This window comes from Pontibacter diazotrophicus (genome assembly GCF_003367245.1).
Taxonomy (GTDB): Bacteria; Bacteroidota; Bacteroidia; order Cytophagales; family Hymenobacteraceae; genus Pontibacter; species Pontibacter diazotrophicus.
Map to the genome: position 1 here is coordinate 14,175 of NZ_QRGR01000023.1, position 19,930 is coordinate 34,104.

The window sequence follows — 19,930 nt, forward strand, 5'->3', positions numbered from 1 at the left end:
AAAAAAAGAGGGGGTTCTAGTAAATAAATGTCTCTTTTTGGATATAACCCTCTCTTATATTAAGCAGTGATTGGGTAATCACCATTTTTTATAAATATTTTGTTTTTGATTAACATTAATGGTTTTAAAATTTAATTATTTACAAAGTAAGTAGTCAAACAATATTAAAATGATAACTTATTTACAATTTAAATAAGAATTTATTAAATATTACACTTGCATATGTTCTAAGCATGTGCTAATATTGATAAAGTAGTACACAAAAGGTGTTGCGGGTAGTTTAGGATAATTCCTGTAGCGCATACTTGACTCCTCTGTGCTTGTCTATCAATTGCTCTTAGATATTTTATCTTTTCCACTTTAAAATTTTTACCAATTATGAACAAAACTTTACTAGCTGTAATGGTTATATGGCTACTGCATAGCAGCTATGCAGTAGCACAAAGTAGAATGGTTTCCGGTACGGTAATATCACAGGAGGATGACCTGCCGCTACCTGGTGTGAGTGTTGTTCTAAAAGGAACTACTAAAGGAACGGTCACGGGCGTGGAAGGTGATTTCAGTCTCTCAGTACCCGAAGAAGGTGGTACACTTGTCTTTTCATTTATTGGTATGCTGGCGCAGGAGGTGCCTATCAGCAACCGGGCAGCCTATGATGTTAAGATGGCGGTTGACTCCAGGCAACTCTCCGAAGTGGTGGTGACGGCGCTGGGCTTTAAAGTGGACAAAGACAAACAGGGCTCAACAGCTTCTGTGGTAGAGGCCGCTGCTTTAAAGCGTGGGGGAGAGACAGGAGTTATTAATGGCATCTCCGGGCGGGCGTCCGGTGTTCAAATCACTAAATCAGCCGGTGATCCTGGTGCCGGGTCTACCATACAAATACGTGGGCAAAACACCATTACAGGGTCAAACCAGCCGCTGGTTATTGTGGACGGCATCCCTATCAGTAACTCTACGCTGGGTAGTGAAGCGGCAGGCGTCACACAGCAGTCACGCTTAAATGACCTTAACCCGGAGGATATTGCGTCTATGCAGGTTTTAAAGGGAGCCTCCGCGGCTGCGCTTTGGGGATCCAGGGCTGCCAACGGTGTGATTGTCATTACAACGAAAAAGGGTGCTGAAGGAAAAATGAGCCTGTCGTTTAACTCTACCTTATCCTTTGATCGCCCCAACCGGTTGCATCCCCTCCAGAACATATATGGGCAGGGCTCGAATGGTGTGTACAGCCCAACTGCAGCCAACTCCTGGGGAGACAAGATTGCTGCACGTTCCGGTGGAGAAGATGTAGTGGATATGAGCGGAGCGCGCTTTGAAGCTTACAACGGCCAGACTATCTATCCGATTCTGCAAAAGAATTCCACAGAGACTTACCAGGAGTCGTTAGAAGAGGCTGTGTTCAGAACCGGAACTTACCTGGACAATAATTTGAGCTTGAGCGGCGGAAACGATCAGGGGAATTTCTACCTCAGCCTTGGCGACTTACGACAGGAAGGTATTCTGAACGGAACAAGTGACTATAAAAGAAGCTCTGTCCGCTTTAACACGCAGCGCCAGTTCAACGAGATTGTAAGGGCTTCTGTGAATGCCAACTACGTCAGATCAACATCCAACAGAGTACAGCGCAGTAACAGCGTAAACGGACTTTATATTGCCATGCTTCGTACTCCGGCCGACTTCGATAGCCGGGCTTACATAGGTGATTATTATGCTTCTCCTACAGCCAGTGCAATCCCCAACCGTCAGCGTGCTTACCGTAACTATTTAGGGGCTAATCCTAATCCCATCTATAACAGTGCGCTTTGGGCCATCAACGAACTTACGAATTTTTCGGAGGTAGACCGCTTTATCGTCAGCTCGGAGCTGGTTATCAGTCCGACAAACTGGTTTGATGTTACAGCGCGTGGTGGAGTAGACAGCTATACGGATCAGCGTATTACCGACTTCCCGATGTGGTCTGCCAGTGCCAACGGGCTGGGCAACTTTACAGAGGAGATGTACAAGGAAAACGAAATGAACTTTGACCTGATTGGCCGTGCCACCAAAGACTTTGGTTCTAACATTACAAGTACATTGATTGTCGGGTTTAACGTAAACGACCGGAAGTATTACAGGCTGGGTGGCAGCATGACAAATTATGTTATTGCGGATGCGCCTCTGAACTTTGTAAACTCCACCCGCACAAACAACGAGCCGTTCAATAACAGATCAAACCGCCGTATGGCCCGTTTGTACTCAACTGTAAACCTGGGCTTTTATAATCAATTGTACCTGAATGTTTCTGCCGCTGGCGAAGCCGGTTCAACGTTCGGCAGCACGTCCAGATCAACCTTTTACTATCCTTCAGCGGATGTGGCCTGGCAGTTTACGGAGCTGGATGCTTTAAGTGAAAACAGTTTCTTGTCCTTTGGCAAGCTGCGTGCCTCTTACGGTATAGTGGGTATACAGCCAGAGCCCTACAGGAACACCACCACCTTTGTGGATGCCTCCTTCAGCGACTGGTCGAGTGGCTTAAGCGGTGCCGGATACGGTGGTGCTTTCGTGCAAAGTTCCCGCCAGGGCGATCCGGAGCTTAGGCCTGAGCAGAAAACGGAGTGGGAAGTGGGTACAGACCTACGCTTCCTCAACAACAAACTATCCCTTGGCTTTACCTATTATCAAAACCAGATAGAAGACCTGTTGTTAGATGTTTCTACAGCTGCTTCAACTGGTTTTACGCAACGCTATACCAATGCCGGCACAATGGAGAATAAAGGCCTGGAGCTGGATTTGAACTATAACTTAGTGCAAAGCGAAAGCTTTGGCTGGAATATTTTCGCGAATGCCAGTCGTAACAAGAACCAAGTAACTGACCTGGCCGGTACTGATATCATTACACTGGGTGGTTTCAGCACCACCGCCAGTACCGTTGCGAAAGTAGGATACTCGCTTTCCTCTTTGTATGGCGGGGCATACCTGCGCAACGAAAACGGCTCGCTGAACCTGAATGCCAACGGCTTTCCACAGGTTGCGCCTACGTTCGAGGTACTTGGCGATCCGAACCCGGATTGGCGGGGAGGTTTCGGTACAAACTTAACTTATAAGAAGTTTTCATTGAATGTGCTTTTCGAAACGTCTCAGGGAGGCGACATGTACGAGGGAACAAGAGGTGTATTGTACAACTTTGGCAGGCATGCTGATGTGGCGAATGAGGTAACCCTCACGGAGGACCTGGTAAACTATGCGGGGAACGTTATTCCGGCCGGTAGTACCGTCCGTGGAAATATACAGGATTTTGGTGCAGGCCCGGTGCTGTTGGATCAGTCTTACTACACGTCCATTGGTGGTGGCTTTAGTACACTGGTAGAGCAGTTTGTAAGTGATGCCAGCTGGACACGCCTTCGGGAGCTTTCGGTAGGTTACTCTTTAAGTTCAGCGGGTTTCCGTGAGAAAACAAAGCTACAGTCTATTGACTTCACAGTTACAGCCCGCAATCCGATTCTGTGGACGAATATTCAAGGCATCGATCCGGAGACCAATTTGAATGGTGTGGGCAATTCGAGAGGGCAGGACTATTTTAACAGCCCGAACACCAAGTCTTTAGTGTTCAGCCTTAGATTCAATTACTAATATCTAAAAAGAAGAAATGAAAAAGATATATAAACCAGTTGCCGTTTTGATGTTAGGTTTGAGCCTTTTCTCTTGTGAGAAGATTGTAGAAGACCTGAACGTTGACCCCAACAACCCTACTGACGCGCCTGCTAACCTGATACTTACAGGAACGCAACTGTCGAACGTGGTGGTGCAGGAAGGAATAGCAAGCCTGTTAGTGTCGATCTGGAGTGGCTATGCTACAGGCCACGACCGCCAATGGCGCGACTATGCCAACTATAACATTACCTCTGGTAACTTTGATTCGGAGTGGAACAACGTGTTCAGGGGCACTGTCAACAATGCCCGCATCACCATTGATAAAGCAATGATGCTGAACAACAGGAAAATGGCTGGTATCGCCAAAATTGTGATGGCAAATTCACTGGCAACAGCCACTCAACTGTGGGGGGATATCCCCCTGGAACAGGCCGGTCAAATACAGGAGTACCCTAACCCGATGTTCGAAAGCCAGGCGGATGTGTACACAAAGCTCCTGGCTTTGCTGGACGAGGCTATTGCTGATTTGGAAACGGGGATTGGTACCGTTGGTGCAGAAGATATTCATTTTGGCGGCGATGCCACTAAGTGGATCCAGACAGCCTATACGCTGAAAGCCCGTCTGCTGACAGACACAGAGCAATATGCGGCTGCCTATACCGCCGCAGAAAATGGTATCAGTACGTATGCCAACTCCTTGTATGCTCCGCATGGCCAAATCGCCAATATAAACCAAAACCAGTTTTATGCATTTCTGACGCAGACAAGGCCGGGTGATATTTCCGCTGCCAGTGCATACAATGTTAACTTACTTGATCCTGCCAGCAGCACCTACCGGGGCAACGCAAAGACAGACGAGTCTGCCCGGTTTCTGTTCTACTACAGGCCTGTTGGTGTAAACACATCAGGTGTTGCTGAACCTAACACCTCTAGTACTGCTACAGCCAGAGGATTTTTTGCCATGGATGCCCGTTTTCCTATGGTAACTTACCAGGAAAACATTCTTACACTGGCTGAAACTGCATTAAGATCGGGTATGGGAGTTGAGCAGGCACTGGAGTACCTGAACAGCTACCGGAATTTCCTGAGTGCAGGAGGTTACGTTGACCCTACCTATCAAACGACTGCTGCCTCTAAATATGAACCTTATGAAGCGGCTGATTTCGCTGCAGGAGGAATAGAGAACCAGGACGGCATTTCGCAGGAGGATGCCTTGTTAAGAGAGATTATTCAGGAGCGCTATGTTACTTTCTATGGCACGCACTTAGGGTGGAATGACGAGCGCCGAACACGGGGAGAAGTGTACGAAGTAGGTTTATCACCAAACGCAGGTACTGAGTTGCCATGGCGCTTTATATACCCACAGAATGAGCTTAACTCTAATAGCAATGCTCCAACAGTAGTTCCTGGCATCTTCTCAAAGTTACCTATCTATGAATAAGATAGGTATGGGGATTTTACTTTAAAATTCATGAAAAGACATTGGGTAAAGCCAATTACCCAATGTCTTTTCTATTCCTTCTGACTCCACTGTCACGCTGGCCTTACGCAGAAGCCAGTCCTATAAATTGTGTCCGAAAAGTTACTTTGATTTTAGTCTTCCTGATAATATGTATAAAAAGATACCCCATCTCATTTTAGCAACAATGTTAAGTATGGCTGCAGGCCATGCACAGCAGTTGCCAACGTCTGTTTTCAAACATATGAAGGCGCGTAGTGTTGGCCCGGCGGTAATGGGCGGCCGCATAACGGCTATCGATGCTGTTGTCAGCAATCCGGATATCATGTATGTGGGTGCCGCTTCTGGTGGCATGTGGAAAAGCGAAAACGGTGGAGCATCATGGGTGCCTGTATTTGACGAGCAGTCAAACATCAACATAGGTTCCATTGCCATTCAGCAAAGTAACCCAAGTGTGGTATGGGCAGGCACGGGAGAGGGAAACCCCCGCAACTCGGTGAACATGGGGAACGGTATTTACAAGAGTGTGGACGGCGGAAAGAGCTGGAAGCATGTGGGGCTGGAGAAAACACACAACATTCACCGTGTCCTGGTAAACCCTCAGAACCCGGATGTGGTGTATGCCGGTGTTATTGGGCTGCCGTGGGGCGAGCACAAGGAGCGGGGCGTTTTTAAAACAACCGATGGCGGGAAAACGTGGGAACAAATTCTCTATACAAATGAAAAATCAGGAGTGGCTGATATGGTGATGGACCCTGTCAACCCCAGCAAACTGGTGGTGGCCATGTGGCAGCACCGTCGTACTCCATGGGACTTTACTTCAGGTGGTCCGGGTTCGGGCTTGTACATAACGTATGATGGCGGCAAAACATGGAAGGAAAAAGGAGAGGCAGATGGTTTGCCTAAAGGAGACATGGGCCGCATTGGTGTAGCGATAAGCCGCAGCATGCCTAACCGGATTTATGCCATGGTGGAAGCCTCTAAGAATGGCTTCTACCGTTCTGATGACGGAGGGGAGAAATGGACTTTGATAACAGACGAACCTTCTATTGCGACAGACAGGCCTTTCTACTATAATGAGATTTACGTTGATTCTAAAAACGAAAACCGCATTTACAAACTCAGTGCCCCGCTATCTTACAGCGAGGATGGAGGGAAGACCTTCAACGTGTTGGCTTCTCCTGATCAGGTGCATTCAGATCACCAGTCTTTCTGGATACACCCAGAAAACCCAAGTCTGATAATTGATGGGAATGATGGAGGCCTGGCAATAAGCCGGGATCACGGTAAAACATGGCTGAATCCGGAAGGAATTCCGGTAGGGCAGTTTTATCATGTAAATGTTGATAATGAAGTGCCTTACAATATTTATGGCGGCTTACAGGACAATGGCTCCTGGACAGGTCCTGCCTATACCTTTTACAACGGAGGAATCCGCAACTCTCACTGGCAGGCATTGATCCTGGCAGATGGTTTTGATGTGGTGCCTGACCCTGAAGACGCGCGTTATGGGTATGCCATGTCGCAGGGTGGTAACATTGTGCGCTATGATAAAGAAACGGGAGGGGCATCTTTTGTGAAGCCAACAGTTGCAGATTTAAATACCCGGGTGCGCTTTAACTGGAATACAGGCATTGCCCTGGATCCTTTCGATAAAAACACCCTATATGCCGGTAGCCAGTTTGTGCATAAATCCACAGACAAAGGAATGAGTTGGGAGACTATTTCAGGTGACCTGACGCTGAACAATCCGGAGCATCATAAGCAGGATGAAAGTGGTGGCCTTACGCTTGATGCTACAAATGCAGAAAACCACAACACCATTCTCACCATTGCCCCTAGCACTTTGCAAGAGGGAGTAATATGGGTGGGCACAGATGACGGGAATGTGCAACTGACGCGCGATGGAGGTAAAACCTGGGCAAACCAGAGTAGTCGTATTCCCGGCCTCCCGAAAGAAGCCTGGATCGCGCAAATCACTGCATCGCGCCACAATGCGGGAGAGGCTTTTGTGGTTGCTAACCTTTACCGTATGGGCACCGATTTTGCCCCCTACATTTACCGGACAACCGATTATGGTAAAACCTGGAGTCGTTTAGTAGACGAGAAGAAAGCAAATGGCTATGCCCTCTCTTTTATACAGGATCCTGTTGAGCCACGCCTGATGTTTGCCGGCACAGAAAATGGGTTATGGGTTAGTACAGACGCGGGAAAAAACTGGGCAAAGTGGAGCCAGGGTATACCTGCTGCAGTGCCAGTGATGGACCTGGCGATTCAGGAGCGTGAAGCGGATCTTGTAATTGGCACCTTCGGTAGGTCTATCTACGTTTTAGAAAACATCCGCCCGTTGCGCAAGGTAGCGGCTGCTGGTGGGGAAGTGCTTGAAAAGCAATTAGTAGCCTTCGAACCATCCGATGCTTACCTGGCTACTTACCGGGGCCCGCAAGGGTATGGAAAGGACACAGAGGCCATGTATCAGGCCGCTAACCGTCTTGCAGGTGCAAACCTGACCTACTACATCAGGCCTGGTCAGAGTGTTGTAAGCCTAAAAGCTAGTGGCGCCTCTAAGAAGACTAAAAAAACTGTCACTGCAACTAGTGGTGGAACAGAAACCAAAACGGCAACAGATAAAGCTGCTGCTGATACGCTTTATGTGAATATCTACAATGGGGCAAACAAGCATATACGTTTGTTAAAGCAGGTGCCTGATTCACTGATGGGGGTGCAGCTATTGAACTGGGACTTAACTGAAAAAGGCACCAGATTGCCTAACGGGATGATAACCAGGAGGGCGAATGCAGAGCCAAAAGGAAGCACGGTGCTACCGGGGCGCTATAAAGTGGTTTTCAGTTATGCAGGAGCAAAAGATTCCACCTTTGTCAATGTGAATCCTGACCCACGCTTGCCATTTAATAAAGAAGCTGCTGTAGCCCGGTATGCACTACAAGAGCAAATCAGTCAACATGTTGCCCGGCTTACAGCGGCTTCCGATAGAATTGTGGAGGCTACCGAAGCGATTAATGTGGTGATAGGGCAATTAAAAAACAGAAAAGGAAAAGAGTATGATGACCTCCGGAAAACTACTTTAGCCATGCAAGACTCACTTAAATCTTTAACAGAAATGATAGTAGGGAAAAAGAGTGAGAAGCAGGGCCTGGGACGGCCGTATATGCTGACACCCATGCTAAAGCTGCAGGAGGCGAGTTCGTATGTAAGTCGGCGCGATGAAGTGCCAACGCAGACCGAGATGCAGCTCATAAAACAAGCTGAAGCGCTAACACAACGTGCACTTAATCAAATAGATAGTTTTTTCAGCGAGCAATGGGCTGGATATCGGAAGCAAGTTCAGTCTACGCCCCTGAATATTGTAAAGGAATATACTTCTTTAGAACAAACAAGTATGAAGTAGTGCCTCTGATGAAAGGTGGCGGTAGCGGTATGGAGCTAAGAATAAGTATGGAGTTGCTTGCTGCCGTTCCAGTTTTCTTAGAACAGGGCGCTGTGTAGGAACGGCAGCAAGCAACTTCATACTGTAATACAAAGAAACAAGTTGCAGCGGGAGCAATCTACCATCCTTAAACTCCACTGGAGCATCAACACACTAATTAATTCCAATAATTATTAAATTGTTTTTAATAAGTCATTATTGTTGACTATATTTCAATATAAAGTTTAATTAATTGATAAGTTCTTAATCACTTTCTGGTTTTAAGAATTTTTAAGCAGTTTCATTCATATCACAATTGTTTATGGCAGGTATATCACGTCGCGACTTTATATCGAAAGCCTCTCTGTTAGCCGGTTCAAGTTATCCGGCCATGATGGCTTTAGGGCTTTTAAAAGCTGCACCGGCAGAGGCATTTAATCTGGAAGGAAAGGGTACCGGAAAACATGTTATCATACTGGGTGCGGGGCTGGCTGGCATGGCCGCTGCCTATGAGCTTAAAAAGCTAGGCTATAAATGCACCATTCTTGAAGCCAGGGACCGTTCCGGGGGGCGCATCTGGACGGTTAGGAATAACACCAGGGAAACCGAACTGGATGGTGTGGAGCAGCGGGCAAAGTTCGATGAGGGGATGTACTTTAACGCTGGAGCCGCCCGCATACCGCATCACCATGAACTCTCTATGCATTATTGCCGGGAACTAGGCGTGCAGTTGGAGACCTACAACAACATAAACGAAGCAGGCTTTATTTACAACGATGGGCAGGGGGCTCTTGCCAACAAGCGCATCCGGATACGGGAGATACACAACGACATGCGGGGCTACACCAGTGAGTTGCTTGCGAAGGCTGTAGACCAGGATGCACTGGATAAACCCATGACGGTTGAAGACAAAGAGATACTGATTGAATACCTGCGCTCAGAAGGGGAACTGGACCCGGACAAGCTATACAAAGGAACTCCGCGCCGCGGCTACATTACCCCACCGGGTGCAGGAGACGCCCCAGGCAAACTGGCCGACCCCTACGAACTTTCAGAAATCATTCGGTCTGGCTTAATCGGGCATTCCTTCTATAACATCGGCGACTATATATACGAGCAGCAAATGACGATGCTGCAGCCTGTAGGCGGCATGGATATGATAACCAAAGCCTTTGAGCGCAAGGTAGGAAAGGACATCCAGTACAAAGCGGAAGTGCGCGAGATCAGGAAAACAACCGAAGGGGCTCGCGTGGTATATGCCGACAGTACAGGCAAGAACAAAGAATTGGAAGGCGATTTCTGTATCTGTACCATTCCGCTGCCCGTGCTTTCTACTATTAAATCAGACTTTTCTTCTGCTGTTCTGCGCGCTGTTGATAATGTCTCTTATTATGAGGCAGGTAAAATAGGACTGCAGTTTAAGCGGCGTTTCTGGGAAGAGGACGATCATGTATATGGCGGCATCTCCCGCACCAACATGGACATTCACCAGATCTTCTACCCTTCCAACGGTTTCCTGTCAAAAAAAGGCACACTGGTAGGCTACTATAACTTCGGCGACAAAGCAGTTAAAGTAGGTAACCTATCACATGCTGAACGTGAGAAGCTGGCACTGGAGCAGGGAAGCAAAATTCACCCACAGTATATGAAAGAGTTTGAGTCATCTTTCTCTCTTGCCTGGCACAAGATCAGGTACAGCCAGGGTGCTTTTGCCACTTACACCTCAGAGAGCAGGGAGCGCTTTTATCCGGCACTTCTGCAGCCTGACGGCCCGGTTTATTTTGCCGGGGAACACACCACTTACCTCACGGCCTGGATGGCCGGCGCCTTTGAGTCAGCCAGGCGCTCGGTGCGTGATCTGCATGAGCGTGTGATGCATACGCAGCAGGTAGAGGTAAAGCATAAAGGCTAAAACACAGAACGCATATACAGTATCAATTGCTCTCCACTGCTTGCTAGCCAGGCCGATTCACTGTCCTCTATACTTATTTACATTTCAACAGATTTTATGAATCTTAAATCTTTACGAACATGGCAACAGAATTAAACAGAAGAGATTGGATCAGGTCTAGTGCACTGATCGCAGCAGGCTTATACGCAGTTGGTTTGCCTAACCTGGCGAAAGCAGCTCCGGCCTCCTTACTTGTTCCTCCAAGAGCGGACATGCACAAGATTCTGGCCGACCTGCCGAGAATGCAGGCGAGGCTTACCTCCAACGAGAATCCGTTTGGGCCCTCCGATAAAGCTAAAAAAGCACTTCTAGAAGCCGTCAATGAGGGTAACCGCTATGCACGGGAGCGCATTATGAGCCTGCGTTCTGCTATTGCCAAAGAGGAGGGAGTGTCAGAAGAGCACGTGATGCTGGGCGCGGGCTCCAGCGACATACTTTTAGCTGCTGCCCTTAATTACGCCAGCAAGGGCGGCGCTATCCTGTCTGCCGACCCTACCTATGCGTCGCTGGTGCGCTCGGCCGTGGATGTCGGCGCTGGCTGGGAAAAGGTGCCGCTCACCAAGGACTACGCCCACGACCTGGACGCCATGGAGAAGAAGGTGAACGATGACATCAGCCTTGTGTATATCGTGAACCCTAATAACCCCACTGCCACTATTACACCATCAGATAAACTCCGCTCTTTCTGTGAGGTGGTATCCAGGCGAAAGCCGATTTTTATTGATGAAGCTTATATAGATTATGTGGACGATCCGAAGGGGCAGAGCATGGTAGACTGTGTGCGAAAAGGCCAGAACGTGATTATAGCCCGCACTTTTTCTAAGGTGCACGGCTTTGCCGGGCTTCGTGTGGGCTATGCTATTGCACAGCCTGAAGTTATAAAAGAGCTCAGCAAGTATACCAACGGGGCCTTCAATGTGAGTGCTACCTCCGCCAGTGCGGCTCTTGCCAGCCTGCAGGACAAGGAATTTACGAAGTACTGTGTCCAGAAAAACAAGGAGGCGAAAGACTATACTTACAGTGTGCTTAAAAAAGAAGGATACGCTTACCTGCCTTCCCACACGAATTTTATCATGTTCCCGCTGAAGATGAACGGTAAAAAGTTTAGTGAGGAGATGCTGAAGCGAGGTGTGGGGCTACGGAACTGGGAGTTCTATGATCAGCAGTGGTGCCGGGTAAGTCTGGGCACTATGGAGGATATGAAGCTGTTTGCCGACGCCTTCAAACAAATATCTTAACCAGTAATAGTACATAGATTATAGCTTACCTGTTTTTGAATAATTTTTTGGGAGTACTTGTAAAGCCCTTTCCTTTTGATTAGGAAAGGGCTTTCTCATTATCAAGACTTCCTAAACAGGAAACAAATACGCTATGTTTTTAGGGGAAAAGATTGTGAATTTTTGAGTGCACACTCACTTTGTGTTGTCTTAGTAACACAGGGTGTATGGTTGAGGTTCTCCCTCTTGCCTAGTCTCTTGCTGCCGTAGTTTTGGTAATAAATGTTTTGGATATAGCAGCGTGTGTGCCAACGAATGGTAAGAGCAGGAGGTTGCTTGTGTTAAAAACTGCGCTAGCCCTAAATAAAAGGAGGGTGATTCTGCTTAAAAACAAAGGGGCCGCGGGTGAAATTACGCCCGCGACCCCTTTGTTTCAGGTTTGGCTCCTTTTTTCTGAATAGAATTATATTACTTGTCCAACACCACAGTGCCGTTCACAAGGTAATTGCCAGCGGCTGTTTCCAGGTTGTAAACCTGCTTTACCAGTTGCTGTTGCTGCACTTTCGCGGTTACTCTGTATTCCCTGAACCCATGAATCGCGCTGTCGAAGTGGTACAGGATGTCGCCTTCCTTTACCTGGCGCATCTCTTTTTTGCCTTCTTTTGTGTAAACCGGGTGGTTGCCTGTCGCTTCCAGTTCGATAGGGGCTGATGGTGTCCAGGCGCTGGCGGACGCGAAAAGTTCCTCTGTTGGCAACAGCACCAGTTTGGTAATTTGAAAGCCTTCTTCTTTGTGGTGTGCCTGTACTCCTGTTACAGTTGTCTCGTGGGTGCCTTGCGAAACTGAATTAAACGCAAGTAATTTATCCCCTGCCTTCACCTGCTCAATGGGTTTGGCAGTGCCGTCCGCTAAAGCTACAAGAGCCCCTGCCGGAAAGCAGAAGTCATAGTCGGCGTTTTCTTTTGCCGCAGTGCTGGTGCCTTTGCCTGCGTTGGCGTGTTCGCGGGAGTATTCTCTGGAGAGGACAAATGCCAGTGTAGACAGGAAACCCTGTTCCTGCTCGCCATTCAGCTTCAGTTCATCTATATAATAGTCCCAAACCTTTTTGTCAGCCCCGGCTCCCGGAATGCAGACCTTGATAGTCTTGCCGCTTTTCGGTGCAGCATACATGGCCATCGTGCCAACCTCATCTCTGTTTGCTCCTTTCAGCATCTTATATACATAAATCCTTCTTTCAACACCATCGCTGTAGTTGAATACATAAGGCTTTGCCTCCCGATCCAACACATAGGTATTTTCAAACTTTATATAAGTGTCTTCCTCCGGGCTGTCAATATTATAGGATGAGAACTTCTTATAATCCTCCATTGTGAGCGAAGCCGGCTCATTCTGCCCATAACTGCTAGGTGCAGTCAGGATGGTAAGTCCAATTGCCATAAGACAAATACAAGCGTAAAGCCTTTTGAATAGCAACAATATAAAATAAACAAGTTTGTGAATTTTAGATCTCATAACTTCCTTCATTTAGATTAATATAATATTGTAGATGTATTTATATCAATTATAGTGATAAATTTTTAATAACTAGCAATATAGGGTATGAATATTTAAGGTGTTTGTTCAAGTTTTAAATAATTTAATAGTAAGTGCCCCTTTTTAAATAGGGGGTAATTGATTAATCATTATAAAATGTAAGTGATCGCTTTGTTGTCTTAAGCAACATGTTGTTTTATTATTTATTAATCAATTATATAAGTTAATAATTAACAAATTTTTATAAATACGTATTATTAGTTAAAAATAATTCAAATATTAATTTGCATTTGTTGATTTGTTCGTTTAATATTGATACAACAACAATCAAAAATATTACATTATATAAATAGGATAATTTATATAAGAAAGCTTCTGACTCCCCTGCGCTTACCTGTTTGTTGCTCTGGATATATTTTCTTTTCCACTTTAAATTTTACCACGTATGAACAAAACTTTACTAGCTGTAATGGTTATTTGGCTACTGCATAGCAGCTATGCAGTAGCACAAAGTAGAATGGTTTCCGGTACGGTGACTTCGCAGGAAGATGACCTGCCGCTACCCGGTGTAAGTGTTGTTCTGAAAGGAACTACAAAAGGAATAGTCACAGGTATAGAAGGGGAATTCAACCTCTCTGTTCCTGAGGAGGGTAGCACCCTTGTCTTCTCGTTTATTGGCATGCTGGCGCAGGAGGTACCTATTGGTAACCAGGCGGCTTATAATGTTGTAATGGCGCCTGATTCCAGGCAGCTTTCTGAAGTGGTGGTCACGGCCTTTGGTATCGAAAGGGAGAAAAAGGCGCTGGGTTATACCATGCAGGAAGTAAGCGGGGAAGAGTTGACCGAGGTAAAAACAGCTAATGTGGTGAATAACCTGTCTGGCCGCGTGGCGGGGGTGCAGGTGAGCAGCAACGGTGGCCCGGGCAGCAGTTCCAATATTATTATCCGGGGCATGGGCTCCGTTAGCCGAAACAACCAACCCCTGGTAGTAGTAGATGGTGTACCCCTGCAGCAATCAAACGACAACCGGTATGGTGGCGGTATCTCGGAAATTAACCCGGATAACATTGCTTCCATGTCTATCCTGAAAGGTCCAAACGCCGCAGCCCTTTACGGTTCGCGGGCTGCCAACGGGGTTATCCTAATTACAACTAAAAACGGTTCGGGCACCCTGGGAATAGGAGTAGAAATAAGCTCCAGCGCCACTTTTGAAAGGCCTTTGGTGAAGCCGGACTTCCAGAATATTTATGGTGGTGGCAACGGATACCGCACCTGGTATACCAATGGCAGAAGCGGTGCCATCACAGACCCGCTGGAGATAGACCAGTACCGTGATGCCTACGGCCCCAATGCGCCGCTAAGCGGTACGGCAGGCACAGATGAAAGCTGGGGCGCGCCGATGGACGGACGCCTGGTGCGGCAGTGGTGGACAGGAACTGACGTAGCCCCTTTAACACCCCAACCGGATAACTGGGACGAGTTCTGGGATACAGGCCAGACCTTCTTCAACTCAGTGGCGCTTACAGGTGGCAACGACAAAGGCAGTTTCCGCCTGTCTGTTGGCCGCTTAGACCAGAAAGGGATTATGTATAACAACGACTTCAAGCGCAATAACTTCAGCATTAACTCTGCCTACAACCTTACCCCTAAGCTGAAAGCAGTAGTGAGTGGCGAATACGTAGAGTCGGGCTCGGATAACCGTTCTTACCAGTCGGGCCAGCAGTTTATCTGGTCGCACCGGCATGTGTCGTGGGAGCGGCTAAAGAACTGGCGTGATTATGAGGATGTGCACATCCAGCGGTCATCGGACAATTTGCCTCCCAACTGGCAGCACACCTATTTCACAAACCCGTTCTACTCGCAGGAGTTCCTTACTTATGGCAATGCTAAGGACAGGCTACGGGGAAATGCGTCCTTAACCTATGACTTTAATGACAAACTGAGCCTGATGGTCAGAAGCGGTACTGACTTCTGGACTGACACCCGCATCAATGTAAACGCATGGGAACGGGTATCGAACGGCAATCCTTTATATGGGGCCTACAGCGAAGAAGTAATCCGTAACCAGGAGTCAAACCATGACGCCATCCTAAGCTACAAGCAGGACATTACGCCCGACTTTTCTTTTAACGCGCAGGCAGGTGGCGTGTACCGCAGCAACTACTTCAAGCGTAACTATGCTGCTGTCACGCAGCTGGTCATCGACGGCTTGTATACGCTTGACAACAATGCCGTTCCGAACACAAACCAAAGTGCCATCGAAGAGTTTAACGTGCAGAGCCTTTTTGGGGCAGCCCAGTTTAGTTTCCGCGATGCCCTGTTCCTGGATGTGACCGGACGCAACGACTGGTCGAGCACGCTTCCGGCAAGCAACAACTCCTTTTTCTATCCTTCTGTGTCGGTGAGTGCGGTGGTAACAGACCTGCTGAACCTGAACAGCAACCTGCTTTCTTTTGCTAAAGTGAGGGCAAGCTGGGCACAGGTAGGAAACGATGCGGACCCTTACCAACTCTACCAGCTTTACAATGCGCAGACGCCATGGGACGGGTCTTTGCCTGCCTTCGGCGAAAGCACGGACATCAACAATGCCAACCTGAAGCCGGAGATAACAACCGGTCAAGAGTTCGGATTTGATCTGCGGTTCCTGGATGGGAGGATTGGCCTGGACGCCACCTACTACAGCCAAAATACGGAGGATCAGATTTTGGGGGTAGAGATATCCAAAGCAAGCGGCTACAACCGCCGCTTCCTGAATGCAGGAGAAGTGACAAACAAAGGGGTGGAGGTAATGGTATCGGGCACGCCCGTTCAGTTGGGCAATGGCCTGCAGTGGGATGTGTCTTTAAATTATGCCCGCAACCGCAGTATGGTAGTGGAGCTGGCCGAGGGGCTGACAACATATACCCTTCACGCTACCCGCGGCATGTCTTCGGAAGCGCGGGTGGGGCAGCCGTACGGCACCTTCTACGGCACCGCTTTCCAGCGATCACCGGAGGGAGATCTTGTTTTCAAGGATGGCCGGCCTCAGGTAGCTTCAGGGCAGCAGGTATTGGGCAATATCCAACCCGACTGGATAGGCGGCATGTCTAACACGCTTTCCTTTAAAGGAATCACCTTAAGTGCTTTGGTTGATGTTAGAGCGGGCGGGGATATTTTTGATGAGGGAACCGGAACGGCCCGTTGGACAGGTCAGTATGCCGAAACAGCAGTAGGCCGTGAAGAGGGCGTTATTGGGAAAGGGGTGAAGAACGTGGGGTCGGAGGAAGCCCCTGTGTATGTGCCCAACGATGTGATAGTGGATGCCAAGCTTTTCTACAGCTACAACAACCCCCGCACCTACCATGAGTCCGCCATTATTGATGCCACTTATGTGAAGCTACGGGAAGTAAGCCTCGGTTATGAGATACCCACTTTCCTGACAAGCAAAATCAAAGCCCAGTCGGCCAGGATATCCTTTGTAGGCCGCAACCTGGCAATTCTCTTCAGGAACAATCCGCACATTGACCCGGAAATAGACTCGCAGGGCGGCAATGCGCAGGGCTTTACTTACGGCCAGCTGCCGAACAGCAGAAGCCTTGGAGTAAACCTGGATGTGAAGTTCTAGTGAGGCGCATGTTTAAATTTTATTTTTCATCAGAATCAGAGATATGAAGATATATAACACACTAATCAAAGCGGTATGTGTAACGGCCGGGGTCTTTGTGGCAAGTGCCTGTACAGAAGACTTTGAGCAAATGAACATCAGCCCCAACAAACCGAATATGGTCAGTTCGGCAGTGCTTTTGCCTGCCGGTATAGAGTCAAGCGTCGATCGCTTCTGGGGACACCGCAGTCGTTTTGAGCGCATTAACCTGGACGGTGGCATGCTGTGGGTGCAGTACCTGGCCCGCAACATCTATTCCGACGAGGGCGACAACTACAACATGAGTCCGGCTTATTACACAAATAACTGGCAGGGCTTTTATAACGATGCGCAGCTAAACTTTCAGCGCATTATCGTACAGTCGGGCCCTGACGGTGCCTTGCCGAACACCAATTACGAGGGAGTCGGGCTGGTGATGCGTTCCTGGGTTTTTTCGCTGCTCACAGATTTGTATGGGGCTGTACCCTATAGCCAGGCCCTGCAAGGCACGGCAGAAACGCCTGTCTATACCCCTGCTTATGATTCGCAGGAAGCTGTGTATGCGGGTTTGCTCAACGACCTGAAACTGGCGAATGAGAAACTGGTAGTGGGCGGCCCGGCGATTTCCGGCGACATCCTGTTCGATGGAGATATTCTCCGCTGGAAGAAGTTTGCCAACTCGCTGCGGCTAAAATTGGCTAACCGGCAGGCTGCCAAAAAGCCTGCCGAATCAAGGGCTGTGATGGCTGAAATACTAGGTGACCCGGCGACATACCCGATATTTGAGAGCAACAGCGACTATGCTGTTCTGGAGCACTCCAACGTCAGGCCGAGCAATAACGAATGGCATGAGGTGATGGTGCAGGGAGGCCGTACAGACTGGAACCTGAGCAAAACCCTGGTAGACAAGCTCCAGGCTCTCAATGATCCGCGTCTGGCTGTTTATGGAGAAGCAGTGGATGGCCAGTATGTTGGCGTACCCAACGGTTTGCCGGATGCCATTGCCACGACCTATCTCGCGGGCAGCGCCAAACTAGGTTCTTATTTTACCGAGCCAACTACGCCCAGTGTCGTGATGACATATTCAGAGTTGCTTTTTGTATTGGCTGAAGCCGCCCTGGATGGTGATATAACCGGCGACGCACAGGAGTATTATGAGCAAGCCATTGCTGCCTCTTTTGAGCAGTATGGGCTAAGCATGCCAGAAGGTTATCTGGCTGCCGCTGGCCCGGCTACTAAAGAAAACATCATCACCCAAAAGTGGATTGCTTTATTTGGCCAGGGTGTAGAAGCCTGGACTGAATACCGCCGGACAGGTTACCCTGCGCTACCAGCGCCTGACACCAGAGCCATTTTTATGAACGATGGCATTCTGCCGACGCGCCTGCAATATCCTGGCTCAGAGTATTCTTTGAATGCCGTGCAACTGGAGGAAGGGATTAAGCTGAATGGTGGAGCAGACGATAAGAAAACAGCGATGTGGTGGGCTGAATAAGTAGCCGGATGTACTGAGTATAAACCTAAAATTAGAAGAGATGAAAGTTAACGATATCATTAAAACATTTACCAGGCTGTTCTTCCTGAGCTTTTTCCTGATGGGTTGTGAAGAAGAGGATATGGTCGTAGACCGGGTGGCATCGCCTGTGCTGATTACTGTAGAAGGAGCGTCTTTCCAAGCAACTGAACCAGTAAGCGTGACGGCCACTGTTTTTGAGTTAGATAAGAGCGGTATTCTGGACCACACGGTAGGAATAGACTCTATACCGCTCTCGAATTTTCCCCTTGCCATACTGGCGAATGGTATGGAAATGGGTGTGCTGACAACTGACGCCGCAGGAAAAGTGAATCTGACAAAAACTTGGGCCGAATTAGGCTTTCCCTCTCCCCAGCCAGGCAATGCTGTTCGGTTGGAGTGGTCCGGGACCCACAAAGGCCAGGCATTCACAAAGCTGTCGCAGGTGCAGGTCAAATAATGAACTCCTCTGAGTTTAGATAAATGTCTGATGATGGTAACCTACCCCAGGCTCCTCCGGCGTATGGCGTTTTCCGCCCTGGTGTGAGGCTCCAGGGGTAGGTTCTGTTTCCTGTCGCAACATAACAACATCAAACAATTCAAATGAAGGAGCGAGCAGCTCCTCTTAACCTGGAAAGTGACAAGGCTGCTGAAAAAGCGATTGTTTCGCCAGGCAGCCATCAATAAGTAAAATTTAATCTTAAAGGAATGAAAAAGGGATTCTTAATAGACATGGATGGGGTGATATACAAGGGAAAGGAGCCCATACCCGGCGCAGTAGAGTTTATAGATAAACTACGGGGTGAAAATTATCCTTTCCTGTTTCTAACCAACAACAGCCAGCGGACAAGCCGGGATGTGTGTTATAAACTCCGGCAATTGGGGTTTAACGTGGACGATGAAGATATTTTTACCTGTGGGATGGCGACAGCCAGGTTTCTTGCTTCTAAAAAGCCAAGTGGTACTGCCTACGTTATCGGGGAAGGCGGACTATTGAATGAGTTGCATAAAGTCGGTTATTCTATCGTGGACGATAACCCAGACTATGTCATTATCGGTGAAGGCAGAACTATTATGCTGGAGTCGGTGGACAAGGCAATTAACATGGTGATGAATGGCGCAAAGTTGATTGCTACGAACCTGGAACCCAACTGCCCGGTCGGAAACGGAAAGTACAGGGCGGGATGTGGCGCTTTTGTCGCCATGCTGGAGTTTGCAACAGGCAAACAGGCGTTTAGTGTGGGTAAGCCGAGTCCTGTTATGATGCGCATGGCCAGAAAAACGCTGCAGCTCACCACCGCTGAAACCATCATGATTGGAGACACCATGAGTACCGATATATTGGGTGCGGGCTCCATGGGTTTTACAACAGTGCTCACTTTATCTGGCGTAACAAAAGAAAAGCATCTCACGCAGTACGCCTATTCCCCGGACTTCATCATCAAATCAGTCAACGATCTGCTCACGGAGGAACTGTTTAACAGCGTGCTGCACAGGCAGAATGAATACGTTCCTTCTGGGTTGTAGTGTCTTTTCAAGATGCCTGCTTTCTAGCTTCGGATATCTTAATCAGCAGGTAAG

At 48.2% G+C, this 19,930-nt stretch carries 10 protein-coding genes; 9 read left to right on the forward strand and 1 reads right to left on the reverse strand.

Annotated features, from left to right (window positions below):
- Nucleotides 1-378: 378 nt before the first annotated feature.
- The 5 genes from DXT99_RS19110 (at nt 379) to DXT99_RS19130 (ending at nt 11,702) form a co-directional block, all read left to right on the forward strand.
- Complete coding sequence (locus DXT99_RS19110) at nt 379-3,606, forward strand: SusC/RagA family TonB-linked outer membrane protein (protein ID WP_115567195.1); 3,228 nt, start codon at nt 379-381, stop codon at nt 3,604-3,606.
- Between the two features lie 16 nt (nt 3,607-3,622).
- On the forward strand, nt 3,623-5,068 hold the full coding sequence (locus tag DXT99_RS19115; RefSeq protein WP_115567196.1) for a SusD/RagB family nutrient-binding outer membrane lipoprotein: 1,446 nt from the start codon (nt 3,623-3,625) through the stop codon (nt 5,066-5,068).
- 214 nt (nt 5,069-5,282) lie between these two features.
- Nucleotides 5,283-8,495: a WD40/YVTN/BNR-like repeat-containing protein gene (locus tag DXT99_RS19120; protein WP_246000855.1), complete on the forward strand. Its 3,213-nt coding sequence runs from the start codon at nt 5,283-5,285 to the stop codon at nt 8,493-8,495.
- Between the two features lie 340 nt (nt 8,496-8,835).
- Nucleotides 8,836-10,425 carry a flavin monoamine oxidase family protein gene (locus tag DXT99_RS19125; RefSeq protein ID WP_246000856.1) on the forward strand — a complete coding sequence of 530 codons (1,590 nt, stop codon included), beginning with the start codon at nt 8,836-8,838 and terminating at the stop codon, nt 10,423-10,425.
- 119 nt (nt 10,426-10,544) lie between these two features.
- On the forward strand, nt 10,545-11,702 hold the full coding sequence (locus DXT99_RS19130) for a pyridoxal phosphate-dependent aminotransferase (RefSeq protein ID WP_115567198.1): 1,158 nt from the start codon (nt 10,545-10,547) through the stop codon (nt 11,700-11,702).
- A 447-nt stretch (nt 11,703-12,149) separates the two neighbouring features.
- Here DXT99_RS19130 and DXT99_RS19135 read toward each other — a convergent pair whose 3' ends face one another.
- The gene (locus tag DXT99_RS19135) at nt 12,150-13,118 is read right to left on the reverse strand and encodes a Hint domain-containing protein (RefSeq protein WP_181885180.1); all 969 of its coding nucleotides are present in this window, start codon (nt 13,116-13,118) and stop codon (nt 12,150-12,152) included.
- Between the two features lie 541 nt (nt 13,119-13,659).
- Between DXT99_RS19135 and DXT99_RS19140 the strand changes: the two genes are divergently transcribed.
- From DXT99_RS19140 to DXT99_RS19155, 4 genes are all read left to right on the forward strand, one after another.
- On the forward strand, nt 13,660-16,818 hold the full coding sequence (locus DXT99_RS19140; RefSeq protein ID WP_115567200.1) for a SusC/RagA family TonB-linked outer membrane protein: 3,159 nt from the start codon (nt 13,660-13,662) through the stop codon (nt 16,816-16,818).
- Between the two features lie 43 nt (nt 16,819-16,861).
- Nucleotides 16,862-18,331 (forward strand): SusD/RagB family nutrient-binding outer membrane lipoprotein, encoded by a 1,470-nt coding sequence (locus tag DXT99_RS19145; RefSeq protein WP_115567201.1) that lies wholly within the window; start codon nt 16,862-16,864, stop codon nt 18,329-18,331.
- Between the two features lie 40 nt (nt 18,332-18,371).
- Nucleotides 18,372-18,809 (forward strand): hypothetical protein, encoded by a 438-nt coding sequence (locus DXT99_RS19150; RefSeq protein WP_246000857.1) that lies wholly within the window; start codon nt 18,372-18,374, stop codon nt 18,807-18,809.
- A 248-nt stretch (nt 18,810-19,057) separates the two neighbouring features.
- Nucleotides 19,058-19,876, forward strand: coding sequence for an HAD-IIA family hydrolase (locus tag DXT99_RS19155; RefSeq protein WP_115567202.1), 819 nt, complete (start codon nt 19,058-19,060; stop codon nt 19,874-19,876).
- The last annotated feature ends 54 nt before the right edge of the window (nt 19,877-19,930 follow it).